Raw genomic sequence first — 22261 nt, 5'->3', positions numbered from 1 at the left:
AATGTCTGCATGTAATCTTCTTATATCTGACTTACGGCTTTGGGTTCATTTAGGCTATAGTGCAGAAGAGAAGTCTCATTCCCAATTAGTTAGTATTGATGTTGATTTTATTTTTAAATCTCCTCCTTTAGGGCTTATAACTGACCGGCTTGAAGATACTGTCTGCTATCTAGAGATAGTACAAAATATTCAATCTCTTGTTCAGAGCAAGCAATTCAATTTAATCGAGCACTTAACCCATGATATATACAGAGCCATTAATAATCTTTTGGTGCAAAAAAAACATACTATTTCTTCCATAAGAGTGACTACTCACAAAGTTGCACCACCCGTTCCTAATGCGCATGGAGGCGTCTTTTTTACCTATTGTAATGCACTGCAAGAACAGGAAGATAACTAATGATCTATATTTCTATTGGCTCAAATATAGGGAATCGCTTTTCCCATTTACAAAAGGCTGCTCAGTTACTAAAGGAGCGCTATTTTAAAAATTTAAAATCTTCAATTATTCTGGAGACTAAGGCTGTTTTACCAAATGATGCTCCACCTGGGTGGGACAAGCCATTTCTAAATATGGTTGTGTATGGAAGTTGTTCTTCTTCTCCTGAAGAGCTGTTAAAGGGCCTTAAACAAATTGAGTGTGACATTGGCCGCCTGCAGGTCTATGAAAAATGGGCACCTCGCGTTATTGATTTGGATATTTTGTTATGGGATGACCTGACACTTGACACACCCTACCTTAAGATTCCTCACCCAGAATTGATAAACAGACCATTTTTGCTTCACTTGATGGCAATGCTGAGCCCCATGGCAGTAGTTAACAAAACGTTTGGTACTGTTAACCCTAACATTAAGGATTGCTTTTTAAGGAGTTTTACGCTTTCACCAGAGCTTGTAGGTATTGTCAATATTACTCCTGATTCATTTTCAGATGGTGGTCTTTATTATGATGCATATCAAGCAACCAAGCAGACACTGCGGCTGTTATCAGATGGTGCGAGCATAGTTGAACTTGGTGCTCAATCAACAAGACCTGGCTCCTCAATACAAACTCCAAAAGCAGAATATGCACGCTTAAAACCAGTGCTTGATGACCTTAATCAATATATGAAAGTTGGTGACATTAAAGTCGGCATTGATAGTTTCTGGCCAGATGTTATTTTGAATGTTTTGGAGCATTATAACATTACTTGGATAAACGATGTTAAAGGAGATCTAGATGACAATACTTTAAAAGCAATTGCTAGTAGTGGATGTGGCATCGTTATTATGCATTCGCTCTCCATACCACCACATAAGGATAACATTATTCCAGGTGACATTGATTCGGTTAGTACCATAAACCATTGGGCAGAAAGGAACATCAATAGATTACTAGCTCTAGGTTTTGATCAAAGCTCGATAATTATTGATCCTGGTATTGGTTTTGGAAAATCTCTATATCAGAATATCTGGCTTTTACGCAATATAGAAGCATTGCAAAGTTTTGGCTGCAAAGTTCTGGTTGGTCATTCTAGAAAGTCATTTATTTCTTCTTTTTCTACAGAACCTATCTTTAACCGAGATTTAGAAACAATTGCTTTATCATCTGCATTGCACAACAAGGTTGATTTCCTTCGAGTGCATAATGTGCGTGATCACATGCGATTTTTTGTAGCTCAAGCTGCTTTACAGGAATGATAGTTATCGGAATTATGGCTGTTGATCCCAAGGGGGTAATTGGAATAAATAATAGATTGCCCTGGCATTATCCAAGTGAGCTAGATCATTTTCGTCAGGTGACTGACAAACAAGTTATTGTGATGGGAAGAAAAACATTTGAAACAATACCACAAAACATATTAAAGCCTATTGTTTTTTCTCGTAATAAATTAAGTCCTTGTTTTAATAAAGGCATAGAATGCACTATTGTTTCTTCTATGCAAGAGTTTTTGTCAATCCAAAGTAGTTCTAAAGTCTTCATGATTGGTGGAGCACAAATAGCGCACCTTTTTTTGAAGTATGATCTAATCTCAGAGTTTATCATAACAGAAATTCACAGACTTTATAAAGGTGATGTATATTTCAACTTAACACTTCTTGATGGATGGTATAAAACCGCTCTTGCTCAAACAAAAGATTATACTATATGTAGGTTAACACGTGATAAAGATGGAAGAAAAAATTGTGAAGCTCATTAAGTCTCTTAACTGTAAATTATGCCAACTGAAACAACAGGCAAGAGGGCTTTTATGAGAAACTTTTTGATGTAATAGTATGTATGTTAAAGCAATTTATACCCACCGCATTGAATGTGGAGAAGTATTAGAGCAAGTTCTTGATTGCTATGTTTCAGAGTTGCTAAAAGAGGAAGTTATTCTTGCTATCACATCGAAAATCATTTCCATTTGTCAAAAACAAGTGGTTTGCAAAACTGCTTGTTCTAAAGAAGAGCTAATCAAAAGAGAAGCTGATGCAATTGTTGATATGGCTCACAGTATCTGTTTAACGATTAAAGATAATATCTTAATTCCATCTGCTGGCATTGATGAATCAAATGGTAATGAAATGTATATTTTATACCCAAAGGATGTTCAGAAAACAGCTCTATCAATATGGAACTATCTCAAGACAAAACACTGCATAAAACATCTTGGTATTTTGATTACAGATAGTAATGTAACACCTATGCGTCGTGGGGTTACGGGCGTTGCTCTTGGTTGGTGTGGATTTGAACCACTTTATTCCTATATAGGCAAGCCAGATCTTTATAATCAATCACTGCAAGTAACACAAGTCAATCTTCTTGATGCGCTGGCAACGTCTGCTGTTTTAGTTATGGGAGAAGGGGCGGAGCAAACACCAATGGCAATAATTAGTGGTGCATCAAAGGTTCACTTTCTTACTCGTCCGCCAACTGTAGAAGAAGAAAAAAGTGTTAAGATATCTATGGAAGAAGATCTTTATTCTCCTCTCCTCATGGGAACCCGTTGGTTAAAGAGTTAAAGAGGAACTTAAAAATTTGCTATTAGACTTCTTGCATAACCATATAACGAACTTTTATTGGGAATAGAAACGAAAAAACTTACTTGACACCCTTCGCCAGCCCCCTTATTGTAGTATTAAGGGTATTTATGACTCAAAACTTGTTTTTGACCTGCAGGCTCAATGACAAAATTCAGTAAAAAACTTAGGGTATTTTTTGGCGGATTACATAAAATTATAGCGGCTGCATGTCTTTTTTATTTTTTCTATATTCAGCCAAATCGCGCTTAATTTAAGCGTTAGAACATTATTACAGCGCCAATTTAAAGTATTAGAGAGTCAAAACCAGCACCACGGGGCTTCTTTTGCCTTTTTTTTCATTTGGTAAATTTCTTAAATATTTATGGCTAAACGACAATCGTCATCCCGCTACTTGTTAGCGGGATCTAGAGATACCGTGACGGTATGACGGTTCGCGGCGGCATGACGTAGGATTGCTGTCATCCCGCTGCTTGTTAGCGGCTAAGAGATACCGTGAATAAATCACGGTATGACGGTGTAGATGATGGTTAAGTAATTCGTCATCCCGCTACTTGTTAGCGGGATCTATGTTAAGGTATGACGGTTAAGTATTCCGCTACTTGTTAGCGCCGCGGCGGTATAGATCCCGCTACGTGTTAGCGGCTGAGATACCGCGAATGAATCGCGGTATGACGGTTCGTGGCGGTATGATGGTTCGTGGCGGTATGACGATAAGCCTCGTCATCCCGCTACTTGTTAGCGGCTAAGAGATACCGCGAATGAATCGCGGTATGACGGTTCGCGGTGGCATGACGATAAGCCTCGTCATCCCGCTACGTGTTAGCGGCTGAGATACCGCGAATGAATCGCGGTATGACGGTTAAGTAGGGTGTCATTCCAGTGCTTGACACTGGAATCCAGTTTTCCATATAATCTCATCGAAAATGTTGTAACCACTTTCTATGCTAGTTTGCTTGTGAACAACCTGGATCCAAGTAGTCAAGGCACTGGAATGACACCATTCTTTTTTCTGGATTCCAGTGTCTGGGCACTGCCGTCTTGGATGGAAAGGCTGGATCCAAGTATTCAGCTACTCGGATGACAAAGGAGAGCTACTCGGATGATACCTTTTTTCTACTTAGTTTGGGTTATGCAAGAAGTCTATTCCTTCATAAGGAGAAGTAGTTAAAGGAATTTACTCTATTTCTCCCTCTTTTTTTATTATTTTTAATCTATAGTTAACGTAAAAGAGATATGCAAAAACTCTATTGATCCATAGTCTGCAAATTATTAATAACACTTACTTTAAAGAACCTCACTTTACGCTGATCTTTGAGCGCTCTTCTGTGGTATTTTGTAAGAGTATAACTTGTGAAATCGTCTTCCCTATAGATTAAAGAGTTACACTGCTTTATATGTGATGCTATCCACTCTGCATAGTCCTGATAATCGGTTGCAATGAATATTTCCCCTGTTATAAGTATTTTTTTTGCTAATAAATTTAAAAATTCCGTATTAATTAATCGTCTTTTATTGTGACTTCTTTTTGGCCATGGATCTGGAAAGAGGATAAAGAATCTTTCAACACTATTGTCAGGAAAATTTGCAATCAATTCTCTTGCATCTTCTGTCCATATTAAAATGTTTTTTATGTTTTGTATTTCTATGTTTGTTAGCAAGCGAGAAACCCCCTTTAAGTAGGGCTCACATCCTATAAATAATAGATCAGGTTCATTGAGCACCTGGTAAAGCATATTTTCACCGTTGCCAAAGCCTATTTCTACCCATATTCTTTTTTGTGAATTTACGATCTTCTCTATAGATTCCTTGCTGTTTTGAATAGAATATCTTTCCAATATTTCATCAACATCCGGTTTTAGCCTGGACCTTCTGGAGAACGATCTAGTCCACTTGCTATTCTTAAATAGCATATTCTTGATACATATATAATTTTCTCACTACATTTTACATAGCTTAAACAATTCTCGAAATGAATTAACGAAAAATTACTTGTCAATAATTGTTAATATTATATAATATATGAGTTCTAATAAAGTTTAAATTAAAGGTATGAATAATAATAATCCAGTTGTAAATCTACCGGTTACTATCAGAAAGCTATCATCAAACAAGTTTATAGAAGAGATATGTCAAGGCCAATTTGAGGATCAAGATAATGCCTTGTTTGAAGATTCTTTTGTTAACAAAATTAAAGAAGGAGATGTGGTAGAAGGTGTAATTACAAGAATAAACCCTAACGACGTTGTGGTTGATATTGGTTTAAAGTCTGACGGGAGAATTCTGATCAAGGAACTCGGTTGTAATGATGAGATCATTATTGGCTCGAAAATTAGAGTTTATGTGGAAAGAATTGAAGATTATCATGGTAATGTTGTTCTTAGCCGTGAAAAAGCAATTAGAGACGAGAAATGGAGTAAGTTGGAAGAAGATACAGTTACAAGAGCTGAAGTAAGCGGAGTTATTAAACGCTCAATTAAATGTGGTTTTATTGTTGATCTTGGTGACGGAATAAGCGCTTTTTTACCGCTGAGTCATGTGGATTTGAAGCAAGTAAAAGACGCGAAGCACCTTATTGAAACTGAACAAAAGTTCATCGTGCTTAAAATGGATAAGAAGCAAGGTAATATTGTAGTGTCAAGAAAGCTGGTGTTAGAAAAATTGCACGCTGGTGAAAAAATTAAATTTTTAGAATCTTTAAATGAAGGCGATATAATAGAAGGAAAAATAAAAAGCATCACTCATTACGGTGTATTTGTCGGTATTCATGAATCAGATGCAGTGGGAGTTATAGATGGATTGCTACATATTACAGATATCTCTTGGAGTAGAGTAAGTCATCCATCTGCAGTTTTTGCTTGTGGCCAGATTATAAAAGTTAAAATTATAAAAATAGATAAGGAAAATGCTAAAATTTCTTTGGGTGTGAAGCAGCTAGAAGATAGCCCTTGGCAAGATGCAGAGTCAAAGTATCCAATTGATAGTGTGCATAAGGGTTATGTAACAAGCATAGAAGATTATGGATTGTTTGTTGAGCTTAGACCTGGAATTGAAGGTTTAGTGCACTCGTCAGAAATAACTTGGGTTAAGAGTAGTTTACCAGTTAGTAGTCTCGTAACAAGGGGACAAGAAGTATATGTAAAAATTCTCAGTATTGACATTGCTAAGAGTAGGATGAGTTTAAGCATGAAAAGGTGTGTAGACAACCCTTGGCAAGTATTTATCAATAAATATCCTCCTGGTTCTATTGTTTCTGGTGAAGTGAAGAATAATACTGGCTCATATGTATCTGTTGCTTTCAATGATTCTGAAATAGATGAGAACGTAGAAGGGACAATATATGTGAAAGATTTAAGTCGGTCTAAAAATAGCTCAGATGAGATAAAGAAGTATAATTTAGGTGATAAAATAGAAGCAAAAGTAATAAGGGCTAACGTGAATCGGGCAAGAATTTATCTTGGAATAAAACAAATAGAGTATGATCCTCTTGAAGAACTGATAAAGAAAGTTAAGGTAGGCGATAAAATACAGGTTATTGTAGGTAAGAGAGAAGATAATGGACTAGTCGTTGAAGTTGAGAACGATGTAACCCTTCTAATAGATCAAGAGCATTTACCGGAAAATAAAAAGTTCTCTATATCAGAAAAAATAGAAGTTGAAGTATTGGGTGTTGAAGAATATAACATAGTATTATCTGCTAAGTGATAAGGTTTACTTATTTTGGCTTCATATAAATGGCAACAAAGTCTGATATAATAGCGAGGGTAGCAAAAAGACATCCTTTTTTAGATAAGATTGTTATAGCAGCTATAGTTGATAGATTTTTTGGGATACTTTCAAGCACATTGAAACATCATAATAGAGTTGAAATTAGGGGGTTTGGTTCTTTTTCAGTTAGAAGTTATAACTTGAAAGAAACAAGCCATTTAATGTTACAGAAGTTTACAAAGAATCAATACTTTAAAACATATTTTCGTAGCAGTAAAAAATTATCTGATTTGATAAATGAATAAAAATTTATACCATAAATAAGATGAAAGTAGGGGTTTGAGTTTATACTGTACGATAGAAATTTTTAGCACCATATGCAAGTAGTAGAAATAGTTATACGTAATAACACATATAAAATATCTTGCGAAAGTGGGAAGAAGAGCCATTTATTACGCCTTGCTAATAGTTTTGACAAGCTAGTTGGTTCTGTATCTCAAAAAACTGGAGGCAAGGGTTCGGATGCATTAAATTTCTTACTTGCAGCACTAATTCTTGAGGATAAAATTTTAGAATTAACAAAGCGGTTGGATGAAGCAAATCAAGAGCGCGAAAAGTATAGAAACGAGAAAAGAATAGAATATATTGAGGTACTAGATAAGGTAAATAAGATTATCACTAATCTTGAGTGCATAAAGGATTAGCTTCAATAAAGCAAGCAATTAAATTGACTATCTGACTATTTAAGCCAGGAGGGAGGTTTGTCTTACGAGTTATGTAACAATATAATTCGTAATCATCAAGATCAACTATTTTTTCGTATTCGATTAGTTCGCTCAAGGAAAATTTATCAAGATATTTCAATGCGAAATGCCCTAAAAGTATATCGGTTTCTTTGCAACCCCTATGCCAGCTTCTATACATCAATTTTCTTCTGAGTAGTGAGGTATCTGTCATTACAATTAAACTTTTTTTTAATTTAAAAGTTAAACTAAATACTTGTCAAGCGAGGCGCGTTTTAATATACTTAACATTTTGTTAAGATCTAAATATACAGGTGGAGTTAATTTCGAATTTCATTCATCAGTTTGGCGATGGAATATATTGTTTTTTATCATTTTCTTTAATAATTTCTGTCATAGTATTCGTGCATGAATATGGGCATTATATTGTTGCTAAAGCATGCAAAGTTAAAGTTGAATCTTTTTCTATAGGTTTTGGTCCTGAAATTTTTGGTTTTAACGATAAGTCTGGAACTAGATGGAAATTAAGTGCTGTTCCACTGGGTGGTTATGTTAAAATGTTAGGGGATACTAATGCAGCGAGTGTCCCAGCTGATCAAAAAGAATTAACTGAAGAAGAAAAGTTGTATTCATTTCATACAAAACCGCGGTATAAAAAAGCAGCAGTGGTTTTTGCAGGACCTTTTGCAAATATGATACTTGCTGTTATAGCTTTTACAATATTTTTTAGCACGGCAGGTTATTACCGCACTCCACCGGTGATTAGGGATGTAATTGAAGGAAGTGCAGCCAAACAAGCTGGCCTATTACCAGGTGACACTATTACACAAATCAATGAGCATAAAATAAAATACTTTGAAGATATTTCACGTGTGATAATGTCGAACCCCAAGACGAGAATGGAAATTAAATATAGCAGAAATAATGAGGAGCGTAGAACTAGCCTGACTCCATTGACAATTGAGAGTAGAGATGTTTTTGGCAACATAATAGAAAGAGAAACTATAGGGATTATTTCAGTCAATACATTAAAGCAGTCATCTTTTCTTGGGGCTGTGAGCTTATCAGTAAGTGAAACTTACCACACTATGTGCTTAACGATCAAAGCTATCTTTCAAATTATCGTTGGTAAGAGAAGTGCAAGTGAAATAGGTGGACCAATAAAAATTGCAAAATATTCAGGGCAATCAGCCAAAAAAGGATTTATTATGGTTGTGTATCTCATGGCAATTATTTCAGCTAATTTAGCTGCGATTAACTTGCTACCAATTCCGCTACTGGATGGTGGGCATTTATTTCGTTATATTATAGAAGCAGTTATACGTAGAGATTTAAGTTTGAAATATCAAAAATATGAGGCTACCTTTGGTGCTTTCATTTTGTTCTTGCTGATGGCAATTGCAATTTCGAATGATATTAGGAGTCTTTTTTAAAATAAATATGAAAAAGCTATTTTACATACTAATAGTAATTTTTATCTCCTTTCCCGCTCTACTTGTTGCTTTAGAAAACAAGGAAAAAGTACAGATAAAAGATATCAAATGCATTGGCAATGAGCGAGTAAGCAATCAAACAATAGGGTTTTATATAAAGTTAGAACCTGGTAGCTATGTAGACGACGATGATATAGATTCGATTATAAAAGGTTTATATAAAACAAAGTTGTTTGCTAGTGTTAACGCTTATATCGATGATAAAAAAAATTTAGTAGTAGAAATTCAAGAAAATCCACTAATTAACAAGATAATATTAAAGGGTAATAAATTATTTAACAGCAAAGAGCTGCTAAATAATGTAATTCAGTCAAAATCGCTAACTATTTTCACTGAAACAAAATTGCAAAACGATTTAATGAATTTAATCACTACTTATAGAAATAACGGTAAGGTTGGTGTTAAAATTGAATATGAGCTGAATAAGCTTGATAGTAATAGGGTCAATCTAATTTTTAAAATAAAAGAAGGTAAAACCTCTAAAATTAAGGATATAAGATTTATAGGTAACAAAAACTTTTCTGAAAATGAGCTAGAGCAAGCTATTAAAGTGCATAGTAATGACATATTTAGTAAGTTATTTAGAGCCATTTTTAAAGGCGGAAATCATTATTCACCACAATATTTATTGATTAACACAGAATTGCTCGATCGTTTTTATTCATCTAAAGGATATATTCAAAATAATATTCAACCGATTGTTGAGATTGATAATAACAATCAGATAGAGTTGACTTTTTTGATTGACGAAGGACAGCAATATTTGTTTGGAAATAATGAGGTTAATATTGAAACTGAAATTCAGGATTTGAGCCTAAAAGAAGAAATATTGGACTTTATAACAGAGGAAAACGATAAGGTATTTAATAGAGTTAAAATTAATAATACAGTAGAAAAAATAAACAAGTATTTAAATGAGAAAGGATATATATTTGCAAAAGTTAATCCAGAGTATGTACAACGTGACAATGTTGTAGATGTAACCTACAGAGTGCTGCCGGGTAAAAAGATTTATATAAATCAAATTACAATTGATGGTAACGATCGCACTTTAGATAAAGTAATCAGAAGTAAGCTAAGTATAGCAGAAGGTGATGCGTACAATATATCTGAGATTCAAAAATCACGTAAAAAACTAATGAGTAGTGATTTTTTTGAAACAGTGAAAGTAAATAGTTACGCAGTTAATGATGATGCAGTAAATCTTGACTTAAATGTTAAAGAAAAAAACACTACTTCGTTGTATTTGGGAGGAGGTGTGTCTCTTCCTGGTGGAGCATTGATTAAAATTGACCTCAAAGACCGTAATTTATTTGGTACTGGAAAAGAGCTCTCTTTTGCTCTCGAAAAAAGTCAATACGTATTTTCTACTGATTTAGAGTTTGTTGAAAATAATTTTAATGATTCTGATACATCACTAAGTGTAGGCGTATTTTACGAAAAACAAGATAAACCAAACACTACTTTTGATAGTTGCGATATGGGATTTTTTACAAAATTATCATATAAAGTCACAGAGAACTTAACTAATTCCCTTCGCTATTCTTATAAGTATAATCATATACACATGGATAATAAGGGTGGACAAGACACCGATATCTCTGAAATAATACTGGACCGAAAAGGTGAACATCAGATTTCATCAGTGGGATACACGTTGGCATATAATAAACTGGATAACCTCTATACTCCAAAAGAAGGGTATTTACTGCGCTTAAGTCAGGATATTTCAGGATTAGGAGGAAATGTGAATTTCCTAAAATCTGAATTCTTATCTTTTTATACGCATCCTATATTAAGCAAAATTGACGATGATATAACGCTACGCTTTAAGATGGCGGCAGGTCATATTTTTTCTTATACTGATGAAAATCTAAACATTGGCCAGCACTTTTTTAAAGGGGGTAATGAGATTAGAGGGTTTGACCTTTCCGGCATTGGACCAAGAGCAGAAGACAAAAATAAAAGCTCATTGGGAGGCAAAACTTATTTTAATCTAATACAGCAAGTGGATTTTCCTCTACCAAAACTATATGACTATGCTGGTATCAAAGGCTCACTATTTGTTGACTATGCAACACTTTTCGGCTTAGATGATAAAAATAAGAAGTATGAAGGGAAATACTACGATAGCAAGCTTGTGAGAGTGTCACCAGGTTTTGGCTTTTCAATGCTTTCTCCTTTTGGTAGACTTAGATTGGATTTCGGGTTTCCTTTAGTAAAGGAATCTTATGATATAATACCATCACCAAATGTTAAATTTTCTATTGAAGCGGGGATTTGAATGAAATATATACAGTTATTTATATCAGTTATTGCCTTAATTATTTCCTTATGTGTGGGGTATAAGTTTGTAGGATATCAACCTCAGAACACAAAGGCTGCCATTATTGATAGTGATAAAGTTATCAATGAGTCCCTTGCTCTGCAAAACATACAACAACAAATAAAAGAGCAAAATTCTAAATTACAACAAGAATTTGAAAATGAGTTAGAAAAATTCAAACCATCAAAAGAAGAATTTGAACTTTTGTCAGAAGAAGCAAAAAAGGAAAAGACAGAACAGTTTAATAAGCATACTGTAAATGCTAGAGATGCTTACGCTAAAAAAATGTTGTATTTAGAAGAAAGTTATAGAGATGCAGTAGAGAGTGTTTTTAACAAGATAAAAGAAGTTGCTAAAAAAACGGCAGAAAAAGACAACATAGATTTGGTACTATTTATTTCAAAAAAGAACCAAGTTTTATACTCTATGGATGAAGTTGATTTATCGGATATGGTATTAAACAATATAAACAAGGAAATACCTGAATTTGCTTTAAAAGGCATTGAGTAGGCTTATGCAATTTAATATCAGTGATATTATAAAAATACTACCACATTCTTATCCGTTTCTCTTAGTAGATAGGGTTATAGAGTGTGATCCTGGTAAAAGTATAAAAGCAATCAAAAATGTGACTTTCAATGAGCCATTTTTTATTGGTCATTTCCCTGGTCATCCAATAATGCCAGGAGTCTTGATAATTGAATCTCTAGCTCAAGCATCTGCTATATGTGTTCTTGGTAAAGAAAGTCAAGGTACAATAGAAAACAAAGCTATTTACTTTATGTCTATTGAAAATGCAAAATTCAGAAAGCCAGTCACTCCAGGGGACACACTGATTCTGCAAGCTAATGTTAAAAACGCACGTTTAAGTGCATGTAAATTTGAGTGTATTGCGTATGTTGGTGAAGAAAAGGTTGCAGAAGCAACGATTTTAGCTATGCTACAAAATACGTAATATACAAAAAACAGTGTGCATACTGTATAATGCAGCTTAATATCTCATTTTCAAATTTATATACTCGCAGTGGATTAATAAAATTGGATGAGACATTTTTGAATTATATTAAATCATGTGATGAAAGCTTGTTTTGTTCATTAATTGAAGCAAGGAAAAATCAGATTGGTGGTAGCCAGTTAATAATAGACCTCTCATATTTATTTGACGAGTTCATTGCAAAACTTTTCAACATTGAAAAAGAAATAGAAGAGCTAAAGAAAAAACACAATGATTTTGCTGTGATATATAAATGCAAAAGGTTATTTGTCCAACGCTACGCATTGAAGAAATACATTAATGTGGCGAATATAGATATTACTAACAAACTAAGTCATTTTCTCACTTTGCCAACAACAGAAAAAAATTTTGCCGAGCAGGTGATGCATTGGTTTGAAGATAAAGAAAATCACAAAGAAGAAATAGAACTTGCGGCACAATATGCAGTGTGGAGAGTAAAAAATAAACAGAGTATATTATTCAGTATTCATAAAAAAATCGACCACGAAAACCTCATGCCATTTTCTAAAAAAGAAGTGGACAAAGTTGAAGTGCTGTATTCAAATGAAGTAAAAAGACGATATGGTTTTGATCTAACAAGCAAAAAGGTGAGTTTGAATAAAGCATTAGATAACGCTCACTACTGCATATTCTGTCATAAGCAAAATAAGGACAGCTGCTCAAAGGGGCTAATTAATAACGACAATACTTTTAAACAATCCCCACTAAAAGTTGAGCTGCATGGCTGCCCACTAGAACAGAAAATATCAGAAATGAATCTGGTGAAAAGCGAAGGTTACAGCATAGCAAGCCTTGCAATTGTGATGATAGATAACCCATTATGTGCGGCTACTGGGCACAGAATATGCAATGACTGCATGAACTCGTGCATATATCAGAAACAAGAACCCGTGAATGTGCCAATGATTGAAACAAGGATTTTGGATGATGTGCTTAGTTTACCGTACGGATTTGAAATATATTCTCTGCTCAGCCGTTGGAATCCTTTAAATTTTCAGCGTTCATTGCCAAGAGAAAACACCGGAAAAAACGTTCTAGTTGTAGGCCTTGGTCCTGCTGGTTTTAATTTAGCTCATCATTTGTTGAATGATGGGCATAACGTTATCGCCATTGATGGATTAAAAATTGAGCCTTTGATCGATAATTTCCAACTAATTAAAGATTTCAAACACGAAAAATTGAGTGAACGCATGGCAGATGGGTTTGGTGGGGTGGCAGAATATGGCATTACTTCTCGGTGGGATAAGAATTACTTAAAGATTATTAGATTACTGCTGGAAAGACGTGAGAATTTCGCACTTTATGGAGGCATTCGTTTTGGTGGCACGATTAATGTTGATGACGCGTTCAACTTGGGTTTTGATCACATCGCTTTAGCGCTTGGCTCTGGCAAGCCACGAATGATCAAAATAAAGAATATACTAGCTCGTGGAGTGCGTATGGCATCTGACTTTCTTATGTCGTTACAACTGACTGGCGCTCTTAAATTTGATTCTATAGCAAATCTGCAAGTTCGTATGCCGATAGTTGTCATAGGTGCGGGGCTTACTGCGATTGACACTGCCACTGAAGCTTTAGCGTATTATCCAATTCAAGTAGAAAAATTTCTTCTTCGTTACGAGGTATTGGTTGGTAAATATGGAAAAGACTATGTTGAAAAAGATTGGACAGAAGAAGAACATGAAATTGCGAATGAATTTATATCGCACGCAAAGTTGATCCGAACAGAGCAAGAGTTAGCAAAAAAAGAGAGTAGAGAAATAAAAATATTAGAGTTAATGCAGAGCTTGGGGGGAGTGAAAATTGTATATAGAAAAGAGCTAAAAGATTCACCAAGTTATCGATTAAATAGCGAAGAGGTGCAAAATGCGCTGTCAGAAGGGATTTACTTTATTGAAAACTTAGAGCCAGTTGAAGTTGTGACGGATAAATATAACCATGCTGAATCAATAAAACTGATAGACACAAAATCCGGCGAAATCAAACGTATAAAAGCACGTTCTATTTTTATAGCAGCAGGTACTGAGCCAAATACGGTTATTGCAACAGAAGATAAAAAGCATTTTAAATTAAGTAATGGGTATTTTACTCATTTGAATTCATCAGGAAAAGAAATAGATCCAATATTCTCTCCTAAAATGCAAAATAAAGATAGAATATTAGTGTATAAGCAAGGCAATAAAACAATCAGCTTTTTTGGTGATCTTCATCCTTCGTATAGCGGCAGCGTCGTGAAAGCTATGGCAAGTGCTAAAAACGGCTACCCTATTATTTCCCAGCTTTTGAATAGAGTTAATAGCTTCGTTTCTGTCACTCCAGCTAGAATCTCGGAGTCATGTGCACAACTGTATGAATGTTGTAATATAAGAGCAACTTTCACCAAAAAGGATGTCATCCAAGTAGCTGACACTGAGATCCAGAGAAAAAATGCGTGGTCAAGCGTTGAAGATCTGGCTAACAAAGAATTTTTCAATAAAATCAAAGAGCAATTCACTGCAAAGGTTATAAAAGTTCAATATTTAACAGACAAAGTTGTGGAAATAGTGATCAAAGCACCACTTGCGGCAAAGAATTTTAAACCTGGACAATTCTTTAGGTTGCAAAATTTTGAAACCAATAGCAGAAAAACCAATAATACAAACCTTGCTATGGAAGGTATAGCCGTAACCGGCACTGAAGTAGACAAAAAAAAAGGAATTATTTCCACTATTGTGCTGGAAATCGGCGGTTCCACTGGTTTATGCAGACACTTAAGAGAAGGCGAGCAAATAATTCTTATGGGCCCAACTGGATGCCCTACTGAAGTCTACTAGGTCTGGATATTAAAATGATGCCAAATTTTATTTCAAAAAGTAAATAATTTACTAACGCTCGTGCACAAATTAAAAATAAATTATGCACGAGTGTAGCATTATGAATTAAGAATGCTATATTAAAGCTTACCTCACTATTAAAGCTATTGGTCAGATTAGATTAAAAACCTAATCTGACCGGTTTCTCTATAACCCTCTAAACTCTGATATAATTATATGATAATTAGTTTAATTAGTGGTTAATATGCAAATTGATTTTATTCATATATTGAGATAGCATAAACCATATTGGTTTAAATTATTGTGCAACTTTGTAAATCGTCACTGTTACTCCTACTGACTATATTAATAGTTATAGTCCTAAAATTACCTGAAAATTTGAGCATTGCAGTAAATTGGTCTCTCCCAATTCTGGATTTTGATTTATCTTTTCGTATCATACTAATATCTTTTTTACCAGTTGCATTTTTGGCTGTTCTACCAGCACAAAATTTGACTTTTTCAGAGATGCTATCTTTTGCTGCTTACACTATTAGTTCGCTATGTGCAATATTATCTGAACAGATAATACTGGTTATAATATTCTGTGAATTAATGACTATCAGTGCATTTTTTATTATTGCAGCTGGCTGTAAAGATAGTGGGCCTGCAATAAGATACGCTTGTGTACACTTTTTTGTTGGAGTTATATTAACAGCAGGATTGGCACTGCAAAGTACTAACCTGATAATTTTAGGTTTATTGATAAACTGCGCTTGTTTCCCTTTTTCGTTTTGGGTTGTTGATGCATATCCTGCTGCATCGCTACATGGCACTACATATCTCTCTTTATTTACCACTAAAGTCTCTTTTTTAGTGATGCTTTTACACACTTATAACCTATGGCAAGATTGTACTGAAATATTAGCGCTTGTAGGCGCCATCACTGCAATTTACAGCATTATATTTGCTTCTCTTGAGCAAAATATTCGTAGATTTTTATGCTATAATATTGTAGGACAAATGGGCTTGCTGATTATTGCAGGAGGTTTACTCAGCCCTTCAGAAAAGGCAATACCAATTTTGATACTGCATATAATCTTCTCTCTTGTTTATCAATCATTATTGTTTGTGGTCAGCAATTCAATTATTTCACAAACAAAAACAATTAGTTTTAATGGAGTAGGTAAACTGATGTCAGTGGAAGGCATGTGTGCTATAATCGCAATACTTACAATGGCTGCATTTCCTGGAACCGCTGGATTTATCAGTAAATCATATATCACAGCTGAAATTGAAATGAACACTGTTGCCTTAAAAGGGTATAAAAATTTATATAAGGTTCTAAATTTGCTGCTTCATTTAAGCGTGGGGCTAAAGTTTCTTTATTACTTGTTTATTGCAAAAAGTAAGTCAAAACCTTTAGCAGAGGGGGGAGGCAAAATGACTATGATTATTTTAGCATTTATATGCGTAATCGCTGGCAATCCTTACTTACCTATTTACAATAAACCTTCGATTTTCGATTTTGTGTACAACACAAAAAATATTTTGTCACAATTTAATTTGTTATTATGTACCACTTTATTGTTCATTCCTTTACGCAAGTTATTTTACCCGAGAATAAATTTTAAAATGGATGTTGATTGGACTTTTAGAGCTTTCATACCCTATATTATCTTGCTGTTCAATCAGCTGATCTTTAAAGTGAGAGAAATGTCTGCCAATGTAGTGCAAAACTTGACTAATCCACTTACTGGTTTATACTTTAATAATATTACTAAACTTAAAGAAGTGCTGGGTTATAACTCAGTGAGTTTTGTTTCAGCTTCTTCTCTCTTTTTAATGAGTATTCTACTAATGCTATTATGTTTAAATCGTTAACTGAAAGTTTAAATTCTGTATTTAGTAAGCTAAGAGGAAAGTCAATCATTTCTGAAGATGATTTTAATCTTGCCATGCGTGAAATACGTATAGCTTTAATTGAAGCTGACGTTTCACTTGAAGTTGCAAAAAAATTCATCAACGACATTAAAGATAAAGTGATTGGGGAAAAAGTCATAAAAAGTGTTTCTCCAGCACAAATGATAATTAAAATTGTGCAGGATAATTTAGTTGCAGTTCTCGGATCAGAGAAAAGTGACTTAAATCTAGCAGTTAAATCCCCTGCTGTGATTATGATGGCGGGCTTACAAGGTGCAGGTAAAACAACTACCTCAGGAAAGCTTGCTTTAAAGCTAAAAAAGCAAAAGAAAAAAGTGATGCTTGCCTCTTTAGACATTTATAGGCCGGCTGCCCAGAAACAACTTGAGGTGCTGGGTAAACAGATAGACGTACAAACTTTATCTATAGTAATAAATGAGGGTCCTATTGCAATTACAAAAAGGGCACTGGCAGCAGCAAAGAACGATAATTATGATGTATTAATACTAGACACCGCAGGCAGGCTTCATATTGACAATAATATGATGAATGAGTTGAAAGCCGTAAAGGAAATAGCTTTACCTGTAGAAGTTATTTTAGTAGCCGACGCAATGATAGGCCAGGATGCGGTCAACATTGCCAAATCATTCAATGAGGTAATAGGTGTAACCGGCATTATTCTTACCCGTGTTGATGGTGATGCACGTGGTGGTGCTGCTCTTTCTATGAAAATGATCGCCAATTGTCCAATTAAATTTATTGCTTGTGGTGAAAAATTAAGTGACCTCGATGATTTTTACCCCGATAGAATTGCAAAAAGGATACTTAGCATGGGTGATGTTGTCTCATTGGTTGAAAAAGCTGCTGAGATTGTTGGTCAGGAAGAAATTGATAAGTTACAAAAGAAAGTAAAAAAGGGTAAATTTGACCTAAACGACCTAGTGGGAATGTTAAAAACTCTCAATAAAATGGATGGTATTAGCAACATAATGAAATTCATTCCTGGTTCATTCACAAAAAAGCTAAGTAGCAGTGTGCCAGATGACAATAAAGTGAAAAAATATATAGCCATCATAAACTCAATGACTGAAAAAGAAAGGCAAAATCCAGATATTTTAAATGGCAAAAGAAGACTTAGAATTTCTAAGGGGTCCGGAACAAGTGTAACTGACGTTAATCTTTTGATTAAGCAGTATAATCAAATGAGCTCTGTGGTAAATAAGTTCAGTAAAGTTGACCATAGTAAACTCAAAGAATCTGATTTGATGGATATGCTAAGCAGAAAGTAAGTCAGCAGGTAGTGGAATGAGGCGATTGTCAGTAAACCTTTAGCTATATCAAAAGTGGCTTAGGTCTTGCAAAAAAATTTACAGCTTCTTGCTAGCCAAGAAATTTATTATTAATTTTAAGAAATACTATAGCTGACCCAAGCAACACGTCATACCGCGATTCATTTCATAACTGTACGAACATTGTAGTGTGGGCCACCAGTGGGGTGTCATCCCAGTGCCCAGACACTGGGATCCAGGAATTTTAAAGTTGGTAAGCATAAAAGTATAGCTAACGCGAGCTCTACGTCATACCGCGATTCATTCGCGGTATCTCTAGATCCCGCTAACAAGCAGCGGGATGACGGTTGTCGTTTAGCTATAAATATTTAAGAAATTTACCAAATGAAAAAAAAGGCAAAAGAAGCCCCGGTCAATATCTATTTAAAAACATTGGCGTTTTTTTATGTTTTAAACGTTTAATAACCGCCACTCAGTTGCTTTTTATTGCAACTAACCTTTAGTCATAAATGTTTAAGAAATTTACTAAGCAGAAAAAAAGGCAAAAAAGTCCCGTGTTAGATAGTGCTTACTCTCTAATCCTGCAAACTGGCGTTCTCTACTGTCTTAAACGCTTTATAAGCCCGTTTCAGCTTGTATAGGTAAAAACCTAAAAATGTTGTGAAGACATAGGGTGCACATAGTGCAAAAAATCGAATATAAGACGCCAATTATAATACTTTTTTGTCGTTTTAATCTGCACAGATTGAAGCTAAATGAATAACTCCACTACCATGGTAAGAGGACTGGCGAAGTTTGTCAAGTAGGTTTTTTCGTTTCTATTGTAATGACAGTTATGGCCTGTGCAAGAAATCTATTGATTTACAGCAGGTTCTTTGTTACAGTTCGTAGTTATGCAAAGAAGCCTAAAGCCTTATGAGTTTATTTACAGTCAGTGATTTACATAATTTGGAACTGTATAGCTGAGTATTGTATATGATAATATTGATAACAAACGATGATGGCTTTGGAAGTGAAGGAATAAAATTACTCAAAGAGATTGCACGGAATTTTGCATCAGAAATATGGATAGTGGCACCAGATACTGATAGAAGCGGGGCTGCAAGATCTCTTGATTATCCAGTGAAACAATCTATTGGAATAAACCAACATAGTGAAAGGGAATTTAGTGTGTCTGGTACTCCTGCAGATTGTGTCATTATTGCGCTAAATAAAGTTATGAATAAAAAACCAGACTTAATATTGTCCGGAGTAAATATTGGATCAAATGTCGGGGACGATATTTGTTATTCAGGAACAATTGGTGCTGTAATGGAAGGTGCTGCAAGGTCTATACCTTCTATTGCGCTGAGCCAAGTTTATCATGATAAAATAGACTGGCACAATACAAAGGTTTTTGCACCAAAGGTTATTGCCAAGCTAGTTAAGGTTGGTTGGCCTAAAAACATAGTAATGAGTGTAAATTTTCCTGCTACGGAAAAAGTAAAAGGAGTAGAATTTGCTGAACAAGGTGAATATAACATTGATGGGGATTTAACTTTTACTGAAAATTCGAATGGCTCTTTTAGCTTAAATTGGTCTCGAGAGCACTCAGGCAGTGGTAGTGTAAATAAAATAAAAGAAGGATTTATTACTATCACACCAGTAAAATTAGATTTTACAGATTATGATACATTGAATGCTATGAAAAATTCTTGTGCAGACGAATTTTCTTCTATAGCTGACTAAGAAAAACATTTGCATTGCTCCTAATTGATGTTTTCTATTGTGTTATCGCGAGCAATTATTTTTTCTTCACCTGTATCCATGTTTTTAATCTTTAAAGTTTTACTACTCAATTCTTCATCGCCAAAGATTAAAGCAGCTTTAGCATTTGCTTGATTTGCTTTTTTCATTCGGTTTTTAAGTGCTCCGCTATATTCGTAGACTACATATAAACCATTTCTGCGCAATTCATTCGCAAGTGTTAGAGCATGTTCATCAGCCTCTCTGCCGATCGGAATTAGGTAAATAGGTCGCTCTTCTTTCGGAGAATAATTGATTAACTCCATTATGCGTTCAATACCTCCTGCAAATCCTATCGCTGGAGTGTGTTTTCCACCTACTGAAGATACTAGATTATCGTATCTTCCACCGGCAAAAACTGCCCCTTGTGCACCTAAATCTTCTGTGACAAATTCAAATACTGTGTGACAATAATAGTCTAGACCTCGAACTAATTTGCTATTTACAGTGTAAGGTATGCCAAGAGCTTGCAGTCCATTTAACACCTGGTCAAAGAAATATGAAGATTCTTTTGTATAGTGATCACTGATTTTAGGCGCATCAGAAATTATTAATCTATCTTTCTCATCCTTAGAATCCAGTATTCTGAGTGGATTTTTGATCAACCTATTTTTGCTATCTTCTGATAGATCGTTTTGATACTTTGTAAAGTATAAGATCAAAGCTTCTCTATACTTAGTTATTGTTTCACTATCACCTAAAGAGTTGATTTCCAGCTTTACATTTTTATTGATGCCAAATTCAGTTAGTAAGTGCCGAGCGAGTGATATCAATTCAATATCAGCTTTTGGATCTTCTATGCCAAAAACCTCAAAATTTATCTGATGAAATTGCCTTTGTCTTCCCTTTTGCGGTCTTTCATAGCGAAATGCAGGCCCTGTTGAAAATAATTTTATCGGCGTTTGCAGTTTTTTTTCAATGAGTAGCCTGACAACTGCTGCAGTGAACTCAGGACGTAAAGTTATGCTCTTTCCCCCTTTATCATTAAAGGTGTACATCTCTTTAGTGATGATGTCTGAGCTATCACCTAAAGTCTTTGTGAAAACTTCCGTATATTCAAATATCGGAGTTTGAGCAGGCAAAAAGCCATATAGACTTGAGATTCTGCTTGCTGTTTGCTCTATGTGTTTAAACTTGTACCATTCATCAAACAGGAGATCTTTTGTTCCTCTAACCGTTTGATTAGTCATAGTGTGGTCTCTATACCTGCAACCTCTGGTATGTGGTAGCTCAGCATATTCTGCACTCCTTGCTTTAAAGTAATTGCAGCACTTGGGCATCCAGAGCAAGCTCCTTGTAGCTCAACATAAACTATCCCGTCTTTATAGCCACGAAATTTGATATCGCCACCATCTTGAGCAACTGCAGGTTTGATATAACTTTCCATCAATTCTTTTATTCTATTTACAATTTCTATATCATTTTTATCAAAAAATTCTTCATCCGGTATATTATTATCATTTACTCCTTCTTTATCTAGTGCTTTCCCACCTGAAGTAAAGTGATCCATGATTGTAGTTAAAATTTCTACTTTTAATGTATCCCAATTAATTCCACCCAATTTTGTTACTGAAATAAAATCATGACCAAAAAACACTCTTACCACATGTTCTATTTGAAAAAGATTTGCTGCTAACTTGGAGTTTTTTATTTCATCTGCATTTGAAAAATCAGCCGTTTCTCCTTCGTTTAGAATTGCAAATCCAGGGAGAAATTTCAGTGTGTTTGGATTTGGTGTTTCTTCAATCTGGATGAACATGTTATTTACCATGACAATTATAATTGTTACTATTTAATCATAAAATGATAAAAAAATATACATGTCATTCATCTTTTTTCTTTTTTTAGTATTCATAGTAATTATATTTATTTTGCCTAGCGTTGTTGTATTTTTTCTTTTCCTGACAAAAAAAAATAACATAAGTTTCATGATGAACTCTATATTGAGTAAGTTTTTGAACGAATTTAATAGCAGTAGAAGTTATACTGAAAATTACACTGGTGACAACATGTCCAAAGATGAAGCATTAAAGATACTGGGGCTGAATCCTGAGGCAAGTCAAAATGAAATCAATAAAGCATATCAAAATTTAATGAAATTAGTTCACCCAGATAAGGGAGGCTCGGAATATTTTGCACAAAAATTAAACGCAGCACGTGATAGATTGCTGAAGAGGTAGTAAT

General features: G+C 34.6%; 21 protein-coding genes. 17 read left to right on the top strand and 4 right to left on the bottom strand.

Features of this window, described 5'->3' with window-relative positions:
* The first annotated feature begins 1 nt into the window (after nucleotide 1).
* The 5 genes from ABWU58_RS04560 (at nucleotide 2) to ABWU58_RS04540 (ending at nucleotide 4087) form a co-directional block, all read left to right on the top strand.
* Nucleotides 2–400 (top strand): dihydroneopterin aldolase, encoded by a 399-nt coding sequence (locus ABWU58_RS04560; protein WP_353283723.1) that lies wholly within the window; start codon nucleotides 2–4, stop codon nucleotides 398–400.
* Nucleotides 400–1680, top strand: coding sequence for a dihydropteroate synthase (gene folP, locus ABWU58_RS04555; protein WP_353282702.1), 1281 nt, complete (start codon nucleotides 400–402; stop codon nucleotides 1678–1680). The genes ABWU58_RS04560 and folP overlap by 1 nt, the downstream gene beginning before the upstream one ends.
* A complete protein-coding gene (locus ABWU58_RS04550; protein WP_353282701.1) occupies nucleotides 1677–2180 on the top strand; it encodes a dihydrofolate reductase in 504 nt (167 codons plus the stop codon). Before folP ends, ABWU58_RS04550 begins: the two co-directional genes overlap by 4 nt.
* A gap of 76 nt (nucleotides 2181–2256) precedes the next feature.
* Nucleotides 2257–2985 carry a putative folate metabolism gamma-glutamate ligase gene (locus ABWU58_RS04545; RefSeq protein WP_353282700.1) on the top strand — a complete coding sequence of 243 codons (729 nt, stop codon included), beginning with the start codon at nucleotides 2257–2259 and terminating at the stop codon, nucleotides 2983–2985.
* Nucleotides 2986–3961: 976 nt separating this feature from the next.
* Nucleotides 3962–4087, top strand: coding sequence for a hypothetical protein (locus tag ABWU58_RS04540; protein ID WP_353282699.1), 126 nt, complete (start codon nucleotides 3962–3964; stop codon nucleotides 4085–4087).
* A 163-nt stretch (nucleotides 4088–4250) separates the two neighbouring features.
* On the opposite strand, the gene trmB is transcribed toward ABWU58_RS04540, so the two are convergent.
* Nucleotides 4251–4916, bottom strand: coding sequence for a tRNA (guanosine(46)-N7)-methyltransferase TrmB (gene trmB / locus ABWU58_RS04535; protein ID WP_353282698.1), 666 nt, complete (start codon nucleotides 4914–4916; stop codon nucleotides 4251–4253).
* Between the two features lie 139 nt (nucleotides 4917–5055).
* Here trmB and ABWU58_RS04530 point away from each other — a divergent pair, with 139 nt between their 5' ends.
* The 3 genes from ABWU58_RS04530 (at nucleotide 5056) to ABWU58_RS04520 (ending at nucleotide 7415) form a co-directional block, all read left to right on the top strand.
* Nucleotides 5056–6708 carry a 30S ribosomal protein S1 gene (locus ABWU58_RS04530; RefSeq protein ID WP_353282697.1) on the top strand — a complete coding sequence of 551 codons (1653 nt, stop codon included), beginning with the start codon at nucleotides 5056–5058 and terminating at the stop codon, nucleotides 6706–6708.
* Between the two features lie 29 nt (nucleotides 6709–6737).
* Nucleotides 6738–7016, top strand: a complete 279-nt coding sequence (locus ABWU58_RS04525; protein WP_010963035.1) for an HU family DNA-binding protein — start codon at nucleotides 6738–6740, stop codon at nucleotides 7014–7016.
* A gap of 72 nt (nucleotides 7017–7088) precedes the next feature.
* On the top strand, nucleotides 7089–7415 hold the full coding sequence (locus tag ABWU58_RS04520; RefSeq protein ID WP_182183710.1) for a cell division protein ZapA: 327 nt from the start codon (nucleotides 7089–7091) through the stop codon (nucleotides 7413–7415).
* Here the strand turns inward: ABWU58_RS04520 and ABWU58_RS04515 are convergent.
* Nucleotides 7390–7668, bottom strand: coding sequence for a succinate dehydrogenase assembly factor 2 (locus tag ABWU58_RS04515; RefSeq protein ID WP_182158663.1), 279 nt, complete (start codon nucleotides 7666–7668; stop codon nucleotides 7390–7392). The genes ABWU58_RS04520 and ABWU58_RS04515 overlap by 26 nt on opposite strands.
* Nucleotides 7669–7768: 100 nt before the next feature.
* On the opposite strand from ABWU58_RS04515, the gene rseP reads away from it, so the two are divergent.
* The 8 genes from rseP to surE all read left to right on the top strand — a co-directional run bounded on the left by rseP (nucleotide 7769) and on the right by surE (nucleotide 20020).
* Entirely contained in the window at nucleotides 7769–8887 is a 1119-nt protein-coding gene (rseP, locus tag ABWU58_RS04510) for an RIP metalloprotease RseP (protein ID WP_353282696.1), read from the top strand.
* A 7-nt stretch (nucleotides 8888–8894) separates the two neighbouring features.
* Nucleotides 8895–11231, top strand: a complete 2337-nt coding sequence (bamA, locus tag ABWU58_RS04505; RefSeq protein WP_353282695.1) for an outer membrane protein assembly factor BamA — start codon at nucleotides 8895–8897, stop codon at nucleotides 11229–11231.
* Nucleotides 11232–11783 (top strand): OmpH family outer membrane protein, encoded by a 552-nt coding sequence (locus ABWU58_RS04500; RefSeq protein ID WP_353282694.1) that lies wholly within the window; start codon nucleotides 11232–11234, stop codon nucleotides 11781–11783.
* Nucleotides 11784–11787: 4 nt separating this feature from the next.
* Complete coding sequence (gene fabZ / locus ABWU58_RS04495; protein WP_064125117.1) at nucleotides 11788–12228, top strand: 3-hydroxyacyl-ACP dehydratase FabZ; 441 nt, start codon at nucleotides 11788–11790, stop codon at nucleotides 12226–12228.
* A 29-nt stretch (nucleotides 12229–12257) separates the two neighbouring features.
* A complete protein-coding gene (locus ABWU58_RS04490) occupies nucleotides 12258–15101 on the top strand; it encodes an FAD-dependent oxidoreductase (protein ID WP_353282693.1) in 2844 nt (947 codons plus the stop codon).
* A 303-nt stretch (nucleotides 15102–15404) separates the two neighbouring features.
* A complete protein-coding gene (locus tag ABWU58_RS04485) occupies nucleotides 15405–16964 on the top strand; it encodes a proton-conducting transporter membrane subunit (RefSeq protein WP_353282692.1) in 1560 nt (519 codons plus the stop codon).
* The gene (ffh, locus tag ABWU58_RS04480; protein ID WP_353282691.1) at nucleotides 16949–18292 is read left to right on the top strand and encodes a signal recognition particle protein; all 1344 of its coding nucleotides are present in this window, start codon (nucleotides 16949–16951) and stop codon (nucleotides 18290–18292) included. Before ABWU58_RS04485 ends, ffh begins: the two co-directional genes overlap by 16 nt.
* 975 nt (nucleotides 18293–19267) lie before the next feature.
* Nucleotides 19268–20020 carry a 5'/3'-nucleotidase SurE gene (gene surE, locus ABWU58_RS04470; RefSeq protein ID WP_353282690.1) on the top strand — a complete coding sequence of 251 codons (753 nt, stop codon included), beginning with the start codon at nucleotides 19268–19270 and terminating at the stop codon, nucleotides 20018–20020.
* A gap of 20 nt (nucleotides 20021–20040) precedes the next feature.
* Here the strand turns inward: surE and hisS are convergent, their stop codons facing one another.
* Nucleotides 20041–21267, bottom strand: a complete 1227-nt coding sequence (hisS, locus tag ABWU58_RS04465) for a histidine--tRNA ligase (protein ID WP_353282689.1) — start codon at nucleotides 21265–21267, stop codon at nucleotides 20041–20043.
* A complete protein-coding gene (locus ABWU58_RS04460) occupies nucleotides 21264–21836 on the bottom strand; it encodes a NifU family protein (RefSeq protein ID WP_264731225.1) in 573 nt (190 codons plus the stop codon). Before ABWU58_RS04460 ends, hisS begins: the two co-directional genes overlap by 4 nt.
* 196 nt (nucleotides 21837–22032) lie before the next feature.
* Between ABWU58_RS04460 and ABWU58_RS04455 the strand changes: the two genes are divergently transcribed.
* Nucleotides 22033–22257 carry a DnaJ domain-containing protein gene (locus ABWU58_RS04455; protein ID WP_265015797.1) on the top strand — a complete coding sequence of 75 codons (225 nt, stop codon included), beginning with the start codon at nucleotides 22033–22035 and terminating at the stop codon, nucleotides 22255–22257.
* Nucleotides 22258–22261: the final 4 nt, after the last annotated feature.

Origin of the sequence: Wolbachia endosymbiont (group A) of Pogonocherus hispidulus, from assembly GCF_964028195.1 — a bacterium.
Classification (GTDB): domain Bacteria; phylum Pseudomonadota; class Alphaproteobacteria; order Rickettsiales; family Anaplasmataceae; genus Wolbachia.
Note: the sequence above shows the minus strand (reverse complement) of the source record. Positions and strands in the feature narration are given on the sequence as shown.

Excerpts from the sequence above, each read along its gene's own strand:
- ABWU58_RS04560 (WP_353283723.1), top strand. The coding sequence starts at position 2 with ATGTCTGCATGTAATCTTCTTATATCTGACTTACGGCTTTGGGTTCAT.
- folP (WP_353282702.1), top strand. The coding sequence starts at position 400 with ATGATCTATATTTCTATTGGCTCAAATATAGGGAATCGCTTTTCCCAT.
- ABWU58_RS04550 (WP_353282701.1), top strand. The coding sequence starts at position 1,677 with ATGATAGTTATCGGAATTATGGCTGTTGATCCCAAGGGGGTAATTGGA.
- ABWU58_RS04545 (WP_353282700.1), top strand. The coding sequence starts at position 2,257 with ATGTATGTTAAAGCAATTTATACCCACCGCATTGAATGTGGAGAAGTA.
- trmB (WP_353282698.1), bottom strand. The coding sequence starts at position 4,916 with ATGCTATTTAAGAATAGCAAGTGGACTAGATCGTTCTCCAGAAGGTCC.
- ABWU58_RS04530 (WP_353282697.1), top strand. The coding sequence starts at position 5,056 with ATGAATAATAATAATCCAGTTGTAAATCTACCGGTTACTATCAGAAAG.
- ABWU58_RS04525 (WP_010963035.1), top strand. The coding sequence starts at position 6,738 with ATGGCAACAAAGTCTGATATAATAGCGAGGGTAGCAAAAAGACATCCT.
- ABWU58_RS04520 (WP_182183710.1), top strand. The coding sequence starts at position 7,089 with ATGCAAGTAGTAGAAATAGTTATACGTAATAACACATATAAAATATCT.
- ABWU58_RS04515 (WP_182158663.1), bottom strand. The coding sequence starts at position 7,668 with ATGACAGATACCTCACTACTCAGAAGAAAATTGATGTATAGAAGCTGG.
- bamA (WP_353282695.1), top strand. The coding sequence starts at position 8,895 with ATGAAAAAGCTATTTTACATACTAATAGTAATTTTTATCTCCTTTCCC.
- ABWU58_RS04500 (WP_353282694.1), top strand. The coding sequence starts at position 11,232 with ATGAAATATATACAGTTATTTATATCAGTTATTGCCTTAATTATTTCC.
- fabZ (WP_064125117.1), top strand. The coding sequence starts at position 11,788 with ATGCAATTTAATATCAGTGATATTATAAAAATACTACCACATTCTTAT.
- ABWU58_RS04490 (WP_353282693.1), top strand. The coding sequence starts at position 12,258 with ATGCAGCTTAATATCTCATTTTCAAATTTATATACTCGCAGTGGATTA.
- ffh (WP_353282691.1), top strand. The coding sequence starts at position 16,949 with ATGTTTAAATCGTTAACTGAAAGTTTAAATTCTGTATTTAGTAAGCTA.
- surE (WP_353282690.1), top strand. The coding sequence starts at position 19,268 with ATGATAATATTGATAACAAACGATGATGGCTTTGGAAGTGAAGGAATA.
- hisS (WP_353282689.1), bottom strand. The coding sequence starts at position 21,267 with ATGACTAATCAAACGGTTAGAGGAACAAAAGATCTCCTGTTTGATGAA.
- ABWU58_RS04460 (WP_264731225.1), bottom strand. The coding sequence starts at position 21,836 with ATGTTCATCCAGATTGAAGAAACACCAAATCCAAACACACTGAAATTT.